This is a genomic window from Acinetobacter sp. 16 (genome assembly GCF_033439925.1).
Classification (GTDB): domain Bacteria; phylum Pseudomonadota; class Gammaproteobacteria; order Pseudomonadales; family Moraxellaceae; genus Acinetobacter; species Acinetobacter junii.
The window spans coordinates 100395-118725 of the sequence record NZ_CP137746.1 but is presented as its reverse complement, the minus strand read 5'-3'; the positions used below and the strand labels follow the sequence as shown (position 1 = coordinate 118725).

Genomic DNA, 18331 nt, shown 5'->3' with positions numbered 1-18331 from the left:
TACGTTTTTTAAGAAAGTCTTTTTAACTTAGTAAAATAAAGAGCGATCCAAAGGAATTTCAACCCCTAAAGACACGCCGCTATCTCCACCATACACGTCAGAGTCACTGACCCAACCACTTAATTTCAACGGCGTATTCGGACGAAGATAATGTGTCCACGTTAAATCCAGAGCTTTGATTTCATCTTTTTGTGGAAAAGCATGATTGATTTCAAGTCCTGACTGATTCACTTTTGCCAACAAGATGCGACCATTTAAACGATTCATTTTATCGAAACGAATATCCCCACCTAAACTATACATCTGACCATCACCGCCCATAGCGTGACCTAAAGGGAATCCATGTTGGTAGTAACCATCTGTATAGTTATGATGATTATATGAATAACCCCAAACATCACCATTGGTACGTGTATCTGCCCATTCAGTATAAAGCTGGAACGGCATATTCTTCACTTGTGAGGAATAATCGAGTCCTGCCAAATACATTTTCCGAGATGGCAGTAAACCTGATTCATCTTCACCGACAAACTGCCCATACAAACTCAATGGAACTTTAAACCATTGTTGTAGATTTAAACGCGCATCTAGGCCTGCAATTTGGTTTGAGGCATTCCCCTCTCCAGTACACCCACTATCATCACATTCGTTATCTTTACCAATAAAAGCATTCCAATAGGCTTTGAAACTATCAGGTTGACCTTGACCATCTATTTGGAATGTACGTGATGCACCCAATTCAAGATAAGGTAAAGGTTGGGCTGTTAAACGCATTCCCAAGAGATTTGTATTTGGCACGGCCTCATAATCATCTAATCGGCCAGCAAAAACTTGATACTGCCAAGGGCCAATCCAAGACAGCCATTTCGTTTCAAATGCCTTTTGCTCAGCGCGTTGCATTGTAAAACCGTATACTGGACGACTTGCATCCCCTCGAATTAGACTACCATCATGTCCAGGCCCCCAATAGGTCGGAATCTGCCCTGCAATCAACCATTGATTCCACAACTTTCCAGCTAAATATGACCCTTCAACATTCACATCATGCCCATTATCAATAATAGGGTCTTTTTCAGCATTAATACGCAGTCTTGCATCCCATTGCGCCCCACCAGCATTGAACTCAACAGCCGCTTGGTATTGTGATTTTTGTTCATCTGCAAAATGTTGCGGTACATTTTGGGGATCAGATTCAGCATATAAACTGGCTTTGGCCGTTGTATTTTCCGCACTTAAAGCAGCTTGCACGGAATCCAAGACTTGCTGCTGAACTTGATTATCAATCTTTGCATTAGATAAAGCACGTTGTATTTCATCACCACTTAAAGGCCATGTAGACGTGCTAATTTGAATCACACCTTGTTGATTTAACCAATTTAAATCAGTTCGTAAGTCTTCATTATTTAAAACAATTCCTTGTGCAATTGCTGGCAAAGAAAGTGCAGATAAAACCGCAAGTGACAAAAATCTAATACTTTGATATCTCATAAATATTCTTCATCTAAGTTCATTTTTAAAAAACATCATAGCGATGTTTTTTAAAATAAGGGAATAAATACATGATTGTTTGCACAATCCATACACAATTTGATTTTAAATTCAAACGGGCATGATATTCAGTGTTTTGCATGACTAAAGCTCTATCGCATTAGCCATATATTCTTAGATGAATCTCAAAGCTGAGATTTAACTCTTATGAAACCCATTTGGATTCTGCTTTTGCCAATTCCAACTGTCCGCCAACATATCAGCCAAGCCATATTGTGGCTGCCAACCCAATTCTGCGACTGCACGGGCATTATCGGCAAATGACGTTGCTACATCTCCCTCGCGGCGCGGTACATATTCAAATGGAATCTCAACACCATTCACCTTCTCAAAGGTATCTCGAATTTGTTTAACCGAAATCCCATTGCCTGTGCCGATATTCCAAGCGCGGCATCCTTGTGCATTTAAACGATTATTTAAGGCACATAAATGTGCATTGGCCAAATCGACCACATGGATATAATCACGTACACCCGTACCATCTAGCGTGTCATAATCATTGCCAAAGATTGCTAATTTTTCACGGCGACCAACTGCCACTTGAGTGACATAAGGCATTAAGTTATTCGGAATCCCTTGTGGGTCTTCACCTATCTGACCACTCTGATGTGCGCCCACCGGGTTAAAATAACGCAGCAATGCAATCGACCAACGCTCATCTGTAGCCGAGAGTTTTTCCAACAACTGCTCAACAATCAGTTTGGTATAGCCATAGTTATTGCTTGGCATACCTGTAGGCATGTCTTCATTTAATGGCGATACATTGGCTTCATCATAAACCGTCGCAGATGAACTAAACACCAGCTTAAACACTTGTGCACGTTCCATGGCTTTGACCAAACTAATCGAACCCGAAATATTATTTTCAAAATATTTTAGCGGCTCTTTCTGACTTTCACCCACGGCTTTTAAACCTGCAAAATGGATGACCGCATCAATCTGATGCTGTGCAAAGATCTGATCTAAGATCTGCGCATCGCGAATATCACCTTGGATAAAAGTTAAACTTTTATTTGCTAAAGCTTGAACTCTCGATAATGACACTTCAGAGCTGTTTGATAAATTATCCAATACAACAACTTCATGTTGAGCATTCAATAATTCCAAACAAGTATGTGAACCAATATAACCAGCCCCACCGGTGACTAATATTTTTGCCATTTTATTTTCCAAGTAAAATATCTAATAGACCACGGGTAGAGCTATCAAAATCAACATAATCTTTTTCTGTACCAGTCAAAATTGGAAGTACTTGATTCGCAATTTGTTTACCTTTTTCAACACCCCATTGGTCAAAAGCATTGATATTCCACAGTACAGATTGCACAAATACTTTATGTTCATACAACGCAACCAACATACCTAAGGTATAAGGATTAAGCTCTTTGAGCAAAATGGTTGTATTAGGCTGATTACCTTCATATTTTTGATAATTCTCTAGACCCGCCACCTCTTCAGCATCAAGTGCCTGATTACCAAAGGCCAATAGTCGAGACTGAGCCAAACAATTTGATAACGCTAAATGGTGTTGATTAATCAATGCATTGGCATTTTTTACATAGGTAAATTGGTTAGCGGCATAACGATTCACTGGCGCAATAAACTCACAGCTTACTTTATGTGCACCTTGGTGTAACAACTGATAAAAAGCATGTTGTGCATTTGGACCCACTTCACCCCAAACAATAGGGCAAGTATCCAACTCAACTTTCTGACCATTACGCTGAATCGACTTCCCATTCGACTCCATCTCAAGCTGTTGTAGATATGCCGAAAAATACTTTAAACGACCATCATAAGGCAAAATAGCCTGAGTCTGAATTTCTAGGAAGTTATGATTCCATATTCCCAAAACAGCCATAAGAACAGGAATATTTTGGCGCAAAGGAGCATTTTGAAAATGCTCATCAATTGCATGAGCACCTGCAAGTAAACGTTTAAAGCCTTGTACACCAATATTTAATGCTATCGGCAACCCAATACATGACCATAAAGAGTAACGCCCACCAACCCAGTCCCAGAGCAAAAACTGATTTTGGTGTGCTATACCCCATTCTGTCATTTTTTCAGGCTTAGTCGATACCCCAATAAAATGATGCTGATCCACCGCTTCTGATTGGCCCAATTGCTTTTCAAGCCATTGACGTGCAGTTTGTGCATTATAGAGTGTATCAATTGTTCCAAAGGATTTGGATGAAATAATAAACAATGTCGTTTCTGGACGTAACTGATGCAACAGATCTGAAAGTTGAGTGCCATCCATCGTTGACACGAAATGCACCGTCAGAGGCTTAATCGTATTAACTTTAAAATCAGACAAAGCATGACTCACCATCAATGGCCCTAGATCAGACCCACCCACACCAATATTGACCACATCTTGTATAACTTCACCCGTTGCACCACGGTACTGACCCGCGTGAATTTTCTCAACCAATGCATACATTCGCTCTAATTGCTCATGTACTTTCCCAGCTAATTTAGGGTGTTGCTCATCATGTTTCGGTAAACGAAGCGCCCAATGCATAGCTGCACGTTGCTCTGTATAATTAATTTCTTCTTCTGAAAATAAACGTTTCGTCCATGTAGAGAGATCACGAACTTGTGCAAAGTCAATCAATGCGCTTATTACGGACTCATCAACACGATGCTTACTAAAATCAAAAGTGATTTCATCATATTGAACAGAAAAATGCTTAAATCTTTGGTCATCTTCGGCAAAAAAAGTATTTAAGTGCTTCTGGCCAATGGTTTTACTTAAGTGTTGTAAATGTTCAAGTGTTGTTGCTAGCGTTTTTTTAGGAAAAATAGTTAAATTTATCATTATCTTCCTACTCCCATATATGCAAAACCCTGACTTTTAACATAATCAGGTTGATAAATATTACGTCCATCCAAAATCAAAGGATGGGCTAATTTAAGTTTTAATTGCGTATAATCAAGTGACCAATATTGCTTCCATGCAGTTAGAACACATAAACCGTGTGCCTGATTCACCGCGTCATACTGATCTTCACATAAAATTAAATTATCACGTTCACCATAAATTGTGTGTATTTCTTCTAAGGCTTGTGGATCATGCAAACGAACAGTCACACCTTGCGCCCACAGTGCAGCAAGCATCGGATGAATAGGTGAGAAACTGGTACTTGAGGTATGTTGCTTAAAAGCAGCCCCCCAAATCGCAATCGTTTTTCCAGCTAAATTTCCATGAAAATAATTCCACAACTTGCGAAAAAGAAACTCTTTTTGTTGCTCATTGATATCCCAAACTTGTCCCAACAGCTGACTTTTTGTTCCAGTATTACTGATGGTATTTGATAGAGTCAAAATATCATGTGAAAAGTTTTCACCACCAAAACCTGCACCTGAATATAAATACGATTCACCTATCCGACTGTCTGCTGCCATTCCATCTCGAACATGGGCAATATCAATACCCAACTTTTCAGCAACATCTGCCAAATCATTCATATAACTGATACGAGTCGCCAACATGCCTGAAATACTGAGTTTGGTAAATTCAGCATCTAAAACAGGCATAAATAAATATTGTTGCTGGCGTGGGAATAAAGGTCGCAACATTTCCTCTAAGTCACCCTGTGCTTGTTGGTCAGCACAGCCAATAATCACTTTAGAGGCACTCGTCACACTTTTAAAAGCTTGACCTTCCTGAATAATATCAGGGAAATAAACCCAATGATCTTTTGTTAATACGGCTTTTAATTTTTCTGTACCATTAAGACCAAAAGTAGAGGCATTAATCATCAATTTAGGATGAATAATCGTGCGCATTTTTAATTTCTGTACAACATCAAGTGCCTCAGCCTCTTGAGTTGGATTGAAACTAAAAAAATACGCATCAATATCCAAGGGAAGAGCCGCAAAATTACAATAACTTAGAAAACCACTTTGATATTGTTTTTCTAAAGCATGAACAACATCTTGATCTCTAAGATTGAATAGCGCTGTATGGTCTTGTAAATCATTACAAATAAAGACCTGATGTCCACTCTCTGCAAGTAATGATGAGATAACACCCGCATACAGTGTTGTACCAAACATTGCGATTTTCATGGCCCATCCCTCTTTTTTTTATAACTCTAACTCTTTAATCAGTGCTTTAAACTCATCACCTAACTTGGGATGGTCAACACCATAATGTAAAACTGCTTTCAAATAGCCAATTTTGCTACCACAGTCGAACGTTCGTCCTTTCATGCGATATGCTTCAACAGGCTTTGATTGCTGTAGCATTGCAATCGCATCTGTCAATTGAATTTCATTCCCAGCACCTTTCGGTGTTTGTTCTAATAAAGTCATAATCTGTGCAGGCAATACATAACGCCCAACAACTGACAAATTAGAAGGAGCCATACCTATTGCAGGTTTCTCTACAATTCCTTGCATGACATAACTTTCGCCTTCAGCAGGAATTTCAGCAACATCGACAATACCATATTGATCAACCAAACTATCAGGGACAGCTTCAACCATAATTTGGGCTGCGTTTGACTTAGTATAACGCTCAATCATTAAGCTTAAATCGTTGCGCGTATCACTATCTTTAACCAAGACATCAGGCAGGAGCACAGCAAAATCATCATCACCAACAATAGATTTAGCACAAAGAACAGCATGGCCAAGCCCTAAAGGTTGTGGTTGGCGTACACTAACAACACTTACACTTGCAGGTAAAATGTCGGTAATTTCTTTAAGTAAATCAAACTTCTTTTTTTGTTCTAATGTCGTTTCTAATTCAAAGTTACGATCAAAGTAGTTTTCTATAGATGCTTTCGATGAATGTGTGACTAAAATGATTTGCTCAATCCCAGCAGCTACTGCTTCTTTGATAACATACTCAATTGCCGGGCGGTCTACCACCGTAACCATTTCTTTAGGAATCGCTTTACTTGCAGGCAAGAATCGGGTACCTAGTCCAGCCACAGGAAGAATCGCTTTTTTAATCATCGAAGATACACTTTTTTATCAAAAAATTATTTATTAACACTACACTATTTTTTATTTCAAAATGTTTAAAAATAGTGCAAACAACCCAAAGTTTCTATAAACGTATCAAATATTGAAAACACAAATATTTAATATGCAGCTTTATTAATGAAACCCTTAAACACCGTTAAAAATATAATTTTAATATCCAATAGAAGACTCCAAGTTCGGATGTATTCCAAGTCACATTCAACACGCTTTTCCATCTTATCCAGAGTATCTGTTTCCCCACGCCACCCACGAATCTGTGCTAAGCCCGTAATACCAGGTTTCACTTTATGTCTAAGCATGTAGCCCGTAATTAGTTTGCGATATTCTTCATTGTGCGCTGCTGCATGTGGACGCGGACCTACAACAGACATACTGCCTAATAAAACGTTAAAAAATTGCGGTAGTTCATCTAAAGATGTCCGTCTTAAAAAACCACCTATTGGGGTCAACCGAGGGTCATTTTTAATGGCCTGAGTTACTTTAGTTCCATTTTCCATGACATTCATACTTCTAAATTTGTAAACTAAAATCGGCTTTCCATTTAAACCATAACGCGTCTGCTTAAAGAAAACTGGACCTTTAGATGTTAATTTAATAGCAATTGAAATGCCAATTAAAATTGGAGAAATCAACAATAAAATAACCAGTGAAAAACAAATATCTTCAATGCGCTTCAATAAAGTATTAATACCTGTTAAACGAGTATCTATAATTGGAATAATCGGCGTACCATTAATATCCTCAACACGCGAGTATAAAAAGTCATGCGAGAACAACTCAGGAATAATAACTGTTGAACATGTAGTATCTGCTAAAGACTTGATAACTTGATCCGCTTGTTCAATATTATCTTGATTGATCACAACATAAACCTTATTAATTTTTTGTTTGTCAACAATCTCCATCGCATCATCAAGTCCACCAGAATAAACAAAGCGGTCATAGTCCTGTCTAAATGAGAACACACCTATTGGGTTAAAACCTGTCCATTCGGAGTCTTTTAAATCTTGAAAAAGCTTAAGTGCTTTATCAGAATCACCGAGGATAAGCACATCATTAGCGCGAATAAAATACTTAAAAAACAATGCATAAGATAAACGTATAGCAATACGCAGCACAGACATGATGAAAACCACACTCAAAAAGTAGGTGAATATCACTTGTGCATTCATCTTGCCTAAAAAGAGTAAAATAGGACCAATTAAAGCGACACTAAAAAAAACATTTTTCAAACAAAAAATAAGTTCATTAAATAGACTAACGCCACGCCATGAGCGATAAAAATCGGTTAAGCCACCAATGAGCTGAAATAAACTAACTACACTCAAAAACATTAAAAGCGTTCTATTATCTATAGGCATATTATTTATTTTAGAAATAAAATAAAAGCCCAAATAAATTGCTACAACATCACAAAAACGTTGTAATATTGACACATATGATGCGTGTAACCTTGAAGCCATTTTTTGCCTATTAAGAATTGTTATCAGACTTATTAAAAGCTAAATCTTTATAAAGAATAACTTTTTTGGATATTCTTCATCAATAAAAATATCCTAACCCTATAATTAAAATGGAATAAAATATATTATTATTGTAGCAATAATTCAAGTTTTATCTATAATTGTTTAATCTAAGTAAAAATTCATCACTATTTTGTTGTTTTTACAAAACAATATTCGATTTTTCTTAGAAAAACCATATAAATAGCACATGAAACACAAATAAGAGATTTTCAATGATACCTGTAATTTTATCTGGTGGTTCTGGTTCACGACTTTGGCCGTTGTCTCGCTCAAGCTATCCAAAACAATTTTTACCAATCACAAACGAAAGAACATTATTCGAACTTACTCTAGATCGTATTTCAAACCTAAATGCATCTTTAATTAACTTTCAAAATCCTATCATTGTAACCAATGAAAATCATCGCTTTATTGTTGCTGAACAACTTCGCCAACAAAAAATGACAGCTAAAATTGTGTTAGAGCCTGTTGCAAGGAACACAGCTCCCGCAATTGCAGCCGCTGCAGAATTTGCGCTGTCTTATGGTGAAGACCCCATTCTCCTCATTCTTGCCGCCGACCATGTTATTCAAGATCAAGAGGCATTTAATCAGGCCATTAAAGTTGGCTTAGCAACTGCCGAAGCTGGAAAAATGGTTACTTTTGGTATCGTGCCCAATTCACCAGAAACAGGTTATGGTTATATTAAAGTAGCAGATTCTATTCACACGGCGGGGAAACCTCAAGCTTTCAACATAGAAGGTTTCGTCGAAAAACCGAATTTAGTGACTGCACAACAGTATCTAGCTGATGGCTCTTTTCTCTGGAATAGTGGCATGTTTATGTTTAAAGCATCTGTTTATCTAAAAGAATTAGAAAAGTTCAATCCAGCTATTGCTAGCAATGCGAAAAAATCAGTGAATGAAAGCAAAATTGACCTCGATTTTGTCCGTTTAGGTCAAACAAGTTTTGAACAATGCCCTGAAGACTCCATAGATTACGCTGTTATGGAAAAAACAGATAAAGCTGTTGTCATTCCTTTAAATGCCAATTGGAATGATGTTGGAGCTTGGAAAAGCGTATGGGAGGTCAGCAAAAAAGATGCTTTAGGCAATGCATTACGCGGCGATACCATCATCCACGATACTCAAAATTCACTGGTATACGCTGAAAGTCGTTTAGTGGGTGTTTTAGGTCTAGAAGATATTGTCGTCATTGAAACATCTGATGCCGTACTTGTCGCACATAAAAATAAAGTTCAAGATATTAAGAAAATTGTAGAAATATTAAAAGCACAGCAAAGGACTGAGGTCGACTTACATAGAAAAGTATATCGACCATGGGGTAATTACGATTCCATAGACAGTGGTGACCGTTATCAAGTCAAATGTATTGTTGTTAACCCAGGGCAGAAACTTTCACTACAACAGCATCATCATCGTGCAGAACATTGGATTGTTGTCAATGGGACTGCAAAAATTCATAAAGGCAAGGAATCATTCCTTCTTACAGAAAATGAATCTGTATATATTCCTTTGGGAGAAATTCATGCACTGGAAAACCCAGGAAAAATTCCTCTCGAACTAATTGAAGTACAATCTGGTTCATATCTTGGAGAAGATGATATTGTCCGATTCGAAGACTTATATGGTAGATGTTAAATTTTATACGCCTAGCAACTGCTAGGCGTATTTTTATAAAGTGCTCATTTCCTCTTGCTTCATTTGCCATTTACTATGTACATAAATTTCTAGCTCTTGCTCAAATCGCTGATTTGAAAATTTCAAAGCATTAGTACGACAATTTTCTGGTAAATACAAATTCTCATTTTTTTCAAAATACTCAACCGCAGTAATTACGCTTGGGACATCTTGCTTTTGAAAAAAAGTTCCTGTCGGATGCAATCCAACCTCACAATTCACTGTTTCAAGTGCCCCACCTTTACCAAAAGCAATCACGGGTGTGCCGCATGCTTGAGACTCAACAGGTGTAATACCAAAATCTTCTTCCGCTGCAAATACAAAGGCTTTAGCGCGCTGCATATGATCTTGCATCACGCTGTTCGGTTGATACCCTAAAATTTCGATATTAGATGTCGCTTTAGACTTGATTTTTTGCATATCTGGGCCATCCCCAATCACGACCAATTTTTTATTGGGCATATGAGAAAAAGCTTCAACAATTAGATCAATTTTCTTATAAGGCACCATACGTGAAGCGGTAAAGTAAAAATCATCTTTGTTTTCACGTAGTGTAAAACGATCTGTATCTACAGGTGGATAAATCACATCTGCATCGCGGCCATATACCTTATGAATACGACGCGCAATAAATTTAGAGTTTGCAACAAAGTGATCTACCCCATTGGCGGTGCGGTAGTCCCACATCCGAATTTTGTGTAATAACCAACGTACAATAATGGCTTTTATGCCCTTGGTGAGCCCCAACTCACGTAAATACTGATGCTGTAAGTCCCATGCATAGCGTATAGGCGAGTGAACATAGCTAATGTGCAGTTGGTCGGGCCCCGTAAGCACACCTTTGGCTACTGCATGGCTACTCGATAAAATCACATCGTAGGCAGAGACATCTAACTGCTCAATGGCTAAAGGCATAAATGGAAGATAATTGCGGTATTTTGTTTCAGCTTTAGGAAATTTTTGAATAAATGTTGTTTGGGCGTGTTTACCTAAAAAATGCTGTCGACTTTCATCGCTTAAAAAATCAATCACAGCAAATAGATCTGATTTTGGGAAAACTTTTAATATTTCAGTCATTACGCGCTCAGCACCCGCATAGGTGACAAGCCAATCTGCAACTAAAGCTGTTTTTGGTTCTGTTATCATAGGAAGCTCTTACTCATCCATAATTTTGTAAAAAAATTGAATTTTTGAAGTTAGCAAGTATATACCATTTATATTCCGATAGGATTTCATTATAATTCGAGGTAATTAAAATCTCGTTTAATAAAATTGTATGTTAAATCAACAAAATAAAGTAATTTTCGATACACGTTGGTTTGGAGAGCATGGTATCGGGCGTTTTGCGACAGAAGTTTATGACGAAGATTTCTTTCAGCCAATAAAATTAAAAGGCAACCCTGTATCAATTTTTGATGTTATTAAGCTTACTATATATTTGTTTTTTAACAAAAACTTCTTTTTTTCACCTGGTTTTAATGCACCTTTTTTCTTTTTACATCGAACAGCAATTACTATCCATGATCTCAACCATATAGATGTAGATGCCAATACATCCTTTTTAAAGAAACTCTATTACAACATTGTTCTTAAGAGGGCATGTAGAAAAGCTGCACTGATATTTACCGTCTCTGAGTTTTCAAAAGGCAGAATTGTAGACTGGTCGGGTATCAATCCAGATAAGGTGAAAGTAGTGTATAACGGTGTATCGAGTGCTTTTCATCAAGATGTGCAGCCCTACCTACCGGGTTTTCCGTATATTTTCATAGTGGGTAATCGAAAGCTACATAAAAATGAAGACCGAGCTTTAAGAGCTTTTGCACAGGCAAATATAGATAAAAATATCTATGTTTTATTTTCGGGTAAACCTTCTGATCAATTAGTAAATACAGCGAAGGAGCTTCAAATTGAAGATCGAGTTAAGTTTCTCGGACGATTAAGTGAAGATGAACTAGCATCAACCTACAAAGGCGCACTCTGCCTACTTTTTCCATCACTTTATGAAGGTTTTGGGCTTCCTGTAATTGAAGCGATGGCATGTGGAACACCTGTAATCACGTCGAATACGACTTCATTGATAGAAATTGCTAATAATAGTTGTGAACTGGTAGATCCCAAAAGAATTGAACACATTAGTAAAGCGATAGAAAAAATTCTGTATAATACTGAACTTCAAAAAAGATACATAACTTATGGCCTTAAAAATATTGAGATATATAATTGGTACTATATAAAAAATAATTTAGTAAAATATTTAAAGGCGGTAATAAATTAAAATTCTGATTAATTATTTCTTATAGCTTTGTTGTATAAAGCCTTCAGATAACTCTAGTCCAGTTTAATCGTATGAGTTCATAATTTAAATTTTTTCCTTTATTTTGATGGATGATTAGGGTCTGTTGACATTTACTGTTCATAATTACCCCTATAAAGGTAGCCATAAAAATATACAGGCTAAAGCAACAGAACTTTGATAATTTCTTTTGAGCTTGTCATATCGAGTAGCTATTCCTCTAAATTGCTTTAATCTACAAAACATATTTTCAACTAAATGCCTGATTTTATATAAATACCAGTCCATATGGTCATTGTTCGATTGGCTATTTGTTTTCTTTGGTATATTCGCTTTAGTCCCTGTTTTCCTGATCTGTTCACGCAGTGGTTCTGAATCATAGCCTTTATCTGCACATACCACTTTTGTCTCTTTTAAATCTAATGTTGATATTAAATCAGGTGCAACTTTAACATCATGTGTGGTTCCATCGGTAATCATGAAATCAATAGGATTGCCATGTGCATCAACAATCAAATGTATTTTTGAGGAGTTTCCTCCTACACTTTTAGAAATAGATTGATTCGCTATGCCGGCAGAATGTTGATGAGCACGTACATGAGAGCCATCAATAAAAATCCACTCCATATCGGGGCATGAGGCTAGTAATTTGAATAATCTAAGTAACTTACCGCTGCTTGACCAACGATTAAAACGTTTGAAAATAGAGTTTGAATGACCAAAACAACAAGGAATATCTCGCCACGGACAGCCTGTTCTAATTCTATAGAGAATAGCTTCAATAAAATTGCGTAAATTTGAGTTGTGGTGAATGGATAAATTACGCAGAATAACTTTCAACTTTTGCCAGTGTTGATCTGTCAGCATGGTACGAGGCATAGCGAATAGTAAAATTGGGTTTGGCGATTTGATTTTACTACTTCGCTATTTTTTTAAGCTAAAAGTGTCAACACACCCTAGTTTTGTGGTACATGCCTATTTATAACAGCTTATTCAATAATATAATTTCCAAATGAATAAACTTATATAGCTAAACAAATTCCACAAGATGAACAGATTGACTCCGTATATACCGATGGTGCTTATGATACCAAGAAATGTCGGCAGGTGATTTCGGATCAGCAAGCCTATACTGTCATTCCGCCGAGAAAGAATCCGAAGCCTTGGAAAGATATACCCATTCGCTACAAAGAAATGAATTACTTCGAACAGTTAAGCATTTAGGTAGGGCGATATGGAAAAAATGATGTGACTATCATCGGAGAAGTTTGGTTGAAACCAAAATGCATTGCATTAAGTTATTAGGCGATAGAATCAGTATTAGGAATTTTGACAGTCCAGTCAACAAGATTCATGCACGTGTGGCAGTCTTAAATAAATTTACTGAATTAGACCAACCTCACACCCGAGTTGTGCCTTGAATTTGATAGTTAGAGGGAAACTCGCCTCTGAAATGTTTGTGCAACAAAGCCCAACAGGGCTTATTGCTCTAGTCATCTTATCTTTCAAGATAATTAATTATCCAAGATTCATATTATTATTTCCAATAATAAAGATTTTGCTTTTGATTATTTCCAATTTTTCTCTTAAGAAAAAAAGAAAGAAAAGAAAAGAGAATACTTCCTCGAATTAAAAACCTAAATTTCAGTATCACAAAAAATACCTTTAATATATTTTCATCTTTTAAAGAAAGATATGCTTTAAATAATTGAATTTCTTTGTCTTGAAATCTACTATAATTTTCATTATAAAATGATTTTATTGCAATATAATGATGATAATCTATCACAAAGGGCTTAGAAGTAATATAATTATAAGCCTTAGATAAAAAAGAACCATAAAAATTAGTAGTAACAGCTTTCTCATGTCTTCTATATAGCATTAAATCCATATTTAAATATTTAACTTTTCCAAAAGAGAATGCTAATAACGAAAGATAATGATCATGCATAACGATTTCAGAAGGTACTTCTAAAACTAAATTAATTAATTTTTTATTAATAATCATAGAACAGCCTTGTAACCCTCCATTATTTAATAAAAATTCATTTAATGATTTAGGCTCATTTAAATTTATAAAACCAGTAACTTTATTTATATTTTGATTAAAAGAAACCCCTTTAGCTAACCCAATACAAGGTAATTTTTTTTCATCTTTAATAAAGTTGTAAAGTTGAAATACTTTGTTATCAAACCAAATATCATCTTGATCACACAACATAATAAATTCAGCAGATGAGTTTTTTATTCCATTTAAAAATGTCAATGCACACCCTAAATTTCTTTTATTTTGATAAAAATGGATACGACTATCAATCTTTATAAACTTATTTATAATATCGACAGTTCCATCAGTTGAACAATCATCATAGATATGTAATGACCAATTTTTATGAGTTTGACTTATCAAAGAGAGCAATTGAGCCTCTAAATATTTTTCACCGTTATATGTTGCCATAACTATATCAATCATCAAAAAACTCCAAATCCACTATTAATCCATTTATTTAAAACTAAAAAATCAAAACTTGATTGAGATGAAAAAAAGAAAGCATATGAAGAGAAAGCAAAAGTAGTTATTATCAAGCAAAATAAGGCTTTAAAATTCTTCCAACCAGTATCAAATTTTTTACAAATATCTATTAAAATAAAGAAATATGCTATCTCAATAAATCTAAAAGCAGCAATTTGACTATTGCTCAAAAGATAAGATATAAAAAAGATATAATAAAACAAAGATAAATAATAAAAAATAGTCCTATTATTTCTTCTCAAAATAAATAATGAAAATAAAATGGATATTGAGTATGGATGCAACAAATAGTATATAGATGGATAGTTACCTTCACCATATTTCAATTCTATCAAAGAATTAATATATACTACAGTTAGTAGTATAGATAAATAAAAGAGACAGCCAAAATAAAATCGATACTTTGGATGAATTTTTAATTCAAATAAGTCTCTATATATCAATAAAAAAATAGCAGGAATAATAGAGTAGTGTGTTAATAAACTGACAATTAGTAGAAAATATTTTATAAAATTTTTATACCTTAAAGTTGTTGCATACAAAAAAAGCCCAAGACTAAAAGAAATTCGTATTTGAGTTAAGTCATGAAACCAATATAAGAATAAAAAATAAGAAATTAAAAAGAGATAAATACCTCTAATTTTATTATAAAATTTATAAACAGATATAAACTTTAAAGTTAGGCCAAAAGCAGAAAAAAACAATAACATCCATTCATAATTAGCACCAAAATAATGTAATACTTTTGAAACCAATATATAAGTTGGTTCCATTTCTTGAAAAAAATATGAAGTATCAAATTTTATAGAATTAAATACTCTTATATAGTTTGAGTCATCTGAATCAAAACCCCGTGGTTTTAAAGTAGAAAAAGATGCCATAAAAAAAACTATATATATCAATAGCGTAAAATATAAATATTTTACGCTGTGACTATTTTTCATCAACACTACTACCTTTATTAAAACCGCTACTACCAACCACACTATTTATATCATAATTTCCTTTTTCTAAATATTTGTTAATATAATCCCTTATATCACTTGTAAACTTAATTAATTTAGGATTATATACCTTTCTTTTATCCTTAAAAAGCAAATTTCTAGCAATAAACCAACCATTTGCACAAAATTTGTAATTATAATAATGCCCTGTACTTTTTGAATTTAAGTACACTATATCATATTTTTTCTTTGATTTAACAATTTCAGCTGCTACATAAATCATCAAATAATCAGTATTTGGAATTTTTTGTATAATATCTTTTTTATTAAAATAATCTTTATAATATAAGTATGGATTACTACTAGTCACACATAATTCAAACTCCAAAAACCAATCATTAATAAAGTCATTATTTTTTTTAGCCGCTATAAACCAACTTTCACAAACTGGATTATTTTGATCTAATGTACAAAGATCAGTATAAAATAGTAATGTTGAAAAATTTTTAATGTTTTTCTCTACCCAAAATAAATCTTGCAACAAAAAAACACTTGCATCCATCCAAACACCACCATATTTTCTTAGTAGTGCTAATCTGATATAGTCAGACAATGTTGCTTGAGTTAATTCATAATTTATTTTTGATAAATCAACATATTCAATTACATTTTTTCTATTAAGAATTGTTATATCATAATCTGGACATAATTTTCTCACTTGAGAAATACACCTTTCTACCAAAAAATTCCTTTCGGCAGAATCCCAATAAATCCAGATTATCTTAGGAAATGAATTATTACTTAGTTTATTGTTTTCATTTTGATATACCCATTTTTCCTGCTGACTATAACCAAAAATAGATCTGTACCAACAAAGTACAAACCAATATATTGGAGCGACAACAGTTCTTAGTAATTTAATTTTTTTCATTTTTAACTCAAGAAATAAAACTAACATTTTTATATCTAATTTTGAGATTTTTTTTATGCATTTCAATATATACATTCAATAATCTTTCAGATATAAAACCATAAACTCTACGTTGATATGCATCATAATCATCTAAATCTAGAACATTCTTCAACTCAAACAATATATTAAATAACCATTCACAATAACCATTTACAAAATCTTTATGAGCTATAAACATATTGTAATGACTCATACCAGACTTACTATTAGATACCATATCAAAAATCTTTAAATATTCTGGAAATTTATGACAAATTATACCTCTTAAAACATCCCAATGTAGAGATATATGATTTTTCTTGTAATGATCTTGTATTGATAATTTAGAAAAAAATCGTCTCAGTAGAAATATATTCATTATACCTTCTTTATAATACCTAACTTTTTTAGGTATTATAATTTCATTTCTGGATAAAGATTCGATATTATTTACATCTAAAAAATATCTTCTATAATGAACTAGTCCCAAAATATCTGCATTGCTATTTTTCCACATCCAATACAAAGCGGTCAACTCACAAAAATTCGGATTCAGATTAGAAATATTATCTCCTGTATTATCTCCAATAATACCTAAATCCAAATCTGTTAAAGCTTTTCCAACATGAATTGGAATATAACCCTCTATTCTAGGAAAGTTATACTCTTTATGTGTAGCAATATATATTTCTGTTTTCATCATTAAACAACCATTTCATTATGATAAAAGCTTTTTAATTTATCATTATTTCTAATATTCAACAGTATTTTACTTACCAAATATAATGCTTCTTTAATAGTGACATCCATATCCATATAGCGATACGTTCCAAGCCGTCCAGCAAAAGTCACATTTTTTTCTTTTCCAGCTAAAGCAATATATTTTTCTAATAAAAATTTGTCGTTTACTAATCGTATCGGATAGTAAGGAATATCATTTTCACCGCAAGCTCTACTAAATTCTTTAAAGTATATTGTGCTGTTGTATGTTTCCCATGGAGTAAAGTATTTATGTTCAGAAATACGCGTGTAAGGCACTGTTTCATCACCATAATTCATTACAGCTGTGCCTTGAAAGTCACCTTCTGTAATATGCTTTTCAAAGTCAAGTGTACGATATCCTAATCGCCCTTCTGAATATTCAAACCACTGATCAAGTTGTCCAGTCCAAATCACATGGTCATACTGTTCAAGTAGTTTCTTATTAAAGCTTGTATTCAATTGAATCTCTATTTGCTCATGAGTAATAATAGACTCAACAATAGGTGTGTAACCATCTTTTGGGATACCCTGATACTTATGTGAAAAATAATTATCATCATAGTTAAAACGTACTGGTAAACGTTTTAAAATACTTGCTGGCAGCTCAGTTGGGTCGCAGCCCCATTGTTTCTTGGTATATCCTTTAAAGAATGCTTCATACAAATCTTTGCCTACAAATTTTAAAGCTTGCTGCTCAAAATTTTGTGGCTCTTTAATCGATTGATCTGCAATACTTGAAATCCATTCTTTTGCTTGAGTCGGATTAAAACTTTTTTTGTAAAACTGATTAATCGTATGTAAATTAATAGGTAACGAATAGACTTGATTTTGATAATTTGTTTTTACACGATTAATGTATGGCATGAAAGTACCATGTTTATTGATGTATTCCCATACTTGCTCATCACTAGTATGAAAGATATGTGGACCATACACATGCTCCATCACATTAGTTTGTTCATCTCGCTTTGTAAAGCAATTACCAGCAATATGTGAACGTTGATCTATAATTTTAACATGATGCCCCGCTTCAGCGAGTTCTCGTCCAACAACCGCGCCAGTAAAACCTGCGCCTACAATTAAAAAATTCATA

At 34.3% G+C, this 18331-nt stretch carries 15 protein-coding genes and 1 pseudogene; 3 read left to right on the top strand and 13 right to left on the bottom strand.

The genetic code is table 11. The annotated features are described in order from the left end of the window. Nucleotides 1-27: 27 nt before the first annotated feature. From R2H34_RS00570 to R2H34_RS00545, 6 genes are all read right to left on the bottom strand, one after another. Nucleotides 28-1494, bottom strand: coding sequence for a capsule assembly Wzi family protein (locus tag R2H34_RS00570; RefSeq protein ID WP_171494543.1), 1467 nt, complete (start codon nucleotides 1492-1494; stop codon nucleotides 28-30). 192 nt (nucleotides 1495-1686) lie between these two features. Then, the gene (gene galE / locus R2H34_RS00565; protein ID WP_179988843.1) at nucleotides 1687-2709 is read right to left on the bottom strand and encodes a UDP-glucose 4-epimerase GalE; all 1023 of its coding nucleotides are present in this window, start codon (nucleotides 2707-2709) and stop codon (nucleotides 1687-1689) included. Between the two features lies 1 nt (nucleotide 2710). After that, nucleotides 2711-4372, bottom strand: coding sequence for a glucose-6-phosphate isomerase (pgi, locus tag R2H34_RS00560; protein ID WP_318342377.1), 1662 nt, complete (start codon nucleotides 4370-4372; stop codon nucleotides 2711-2713). Beyond that, the gene (locus R2H34_RS00555; RefSeq protein WP_004684259.1) at nucleotides 4372-5625 is read right to left on the bottom strand and encodes a UDP binding domain-containing protein; all 1254 of its coding nucleotides are present in this window, start codon (nucleotides 5623-5625) and stop codon (nucleotides 4372-4374) included. The genes pgi and R2H34_RS00555 overlap by 1 nt, the downstream gene beginning before the upstream one ends. A gap of 18 nt (nucleotides 5626-5643) precedes the next feature. Further along, a complete protein-coding gene (galU, locus tag R2H34_RS00550) occupies nucleotides 5644-6519 on the bottom strand; it encodes a UTP--glucose-1-phosphate uridylyltransferase GalU (protein ID WP_111810675.1) in 876 nt (291 codons plus the stop codon). A 128-nt stretch (nucleotides 6520-6647) separates the two neighbouring features. Then, nucleotides 6648-7985: an undecaprenyl-phosphate glucose phosphotransferase gene (locus tag R2H34_RS00545; RefSeq protein ID WP_278189336.1), complete on the bottom strand. Its 1338-nt coding sequence runs from the start codon at nucleotides 7983-7985 to the stop codon at nucleotides 6648-6650. A 302-nt stretch (nucleotides 7986-8287) separates the two neighbouring features. Between R2H34_RS00545 and R2H34_RS00540 the strand changes: the two genes are divergently transcribed. Continuing rightward, nucleotides 8288-9715, top strand: a complete 1428-nt coding sequence (locus tag R2H34_RS00540) for a mannose-1-phosphate guanylyltransferase/mannose-6-phosphate isomerase (protein WP_004684252.1) — start codon at nucleotides 8288-8290, stop codon at nucleotides 9713-9715. A gap of 33 nt (nucleotides 9716-9748) precedes the next feature. Here R2H34_RS00540 and R2H34_RS00535 read toward each other — a convergent pair whose 3' ends face one another. Beyond that, nucleotides 9749-10900 (bottom strand): glycosyltransferase family 4 protein, encoded by a 1152-nt coding sequence (locus R2H34_RS00535; protein WP_004684251.1) that lies wholly within the window; start codon nucleotides 10898-10900, stop codon nucleotides 9749-9751. A gap of 130 nt (nucleotides 10901-11030) precedes the next feature. Here R2H34_RS00535 and R2H34_RS00530 point away from each other — a divergent pair, with 130 nt between their 5' ends. Beyond that, nucleotides 11031-12029 (top strand): glycosyltransferase family 4 protein, encoded by a 999-nt coding sequence (locus R2H34_RS00530; protein ID WP_004684249.1) that lies wholly within the window; start codon nucleotides 11031-11033, stop codon nucleotides 12027-12029. 150 nt (nucleotides 12030-12179) lie between these two features. Here R2H34_RS00530 and R2H34_RS00525 read toward each other — a convergent pair whose 3' ends face one another. After that, nucleotides 12180-12926 carry an IS5-like element ISAba31 family transposase gene (locus R2H34_RS00525; protein WP_004645384.1) on the bottom strand — a complete coding sequence of 249 codons (747 nt, stop codon included), beginning with the start codon at nucleotides 12924-12926 and terminating at the stop codon, nucleotides 12180-12182. Between the two features lie 156 nt (nucleotides 12927-13082). On the opposite strand from R2H34_RS00525, the pseudogene R2H34_RS00520 reads away from it, so the two are divergent. Continuing rightward, nucleotides 13083-13468: pseudogene (locus R2H34_RS00520) on the top strand (transposase); the annotation flags it as partial. A gap of 116 nt (nucleotides 13469-13584) precedes the next feature. Here R2H34_RS00520 and R2H34_RS00515 read toward each other — a convergent pair. The 5 genes from R2H34_RS00515 to glf are packed head-to-tail and all read right to left on the bottom strand — an operon-like array spanning nucleotide 13585 to nucleotide 18330. Continuing rightward, entirely contained in the window at nucleotides 13585-14520 is a 936-nt protein-coding gene (locus R2H34_RS00515; protein WP_318342376.1) for a glycosyltransferase, read from the bottom strand. Next, nucleotides 14520-15461, bottom strand: coding sequence for an EpsG family protein (locus R2H34_RS00510; protein WP_318342375.1), 942 nt, complete (start codon nucleotides 15459-15461; stop codon nucleotides 14520-14522). The genes R2H34_RS00515 and R2H34_RS00510 overlap by 1 nt, the downstream gene beginning before the upstream one ends. Before the next feature lie 52 nt (nucleotides 15462-15513). After that, complete coding sequence (locus tag R2H34_RS00505; protein WP_318342374.1) at nucleotides 15514-16455, bottom strand: capsular polysaccharide synthesis protein; 942 nt, start codon at nucleotides 16453-16455, stop codon at nucleotides 15514-15516. A 7-nt stretch (nucleotides 16456-16462) separates the two neighbouring features. Further along, nucleotides 16463-17179 (bottom strand): DUF4422 domain-containing protein, encoded by a 717-nt coding sequence (locus R2H34_RS00500; protein ID WP_004684244.1) that lies wholly within the window; start codon nucleotides 17177-17179, stop codon nucleotides 16463-16465. After that, nucleotides 17179-18330: a UDP-galactopyranose mutase gene (gene glf / locus R2H34_RS00495; RefSeq protein WP_004684243.1), complete on the bottom strand. Its 1152-nt coding sequence runs from the start codon at nucleotides 18328-18330 to the stop codon at nucleotides 17179-17181. Before glf ends, R2H34_RS00500 begins: the two co-directional genes overlap by 1 nt. Nucleotide 18331: the final 1 nt, after the last annotated feature.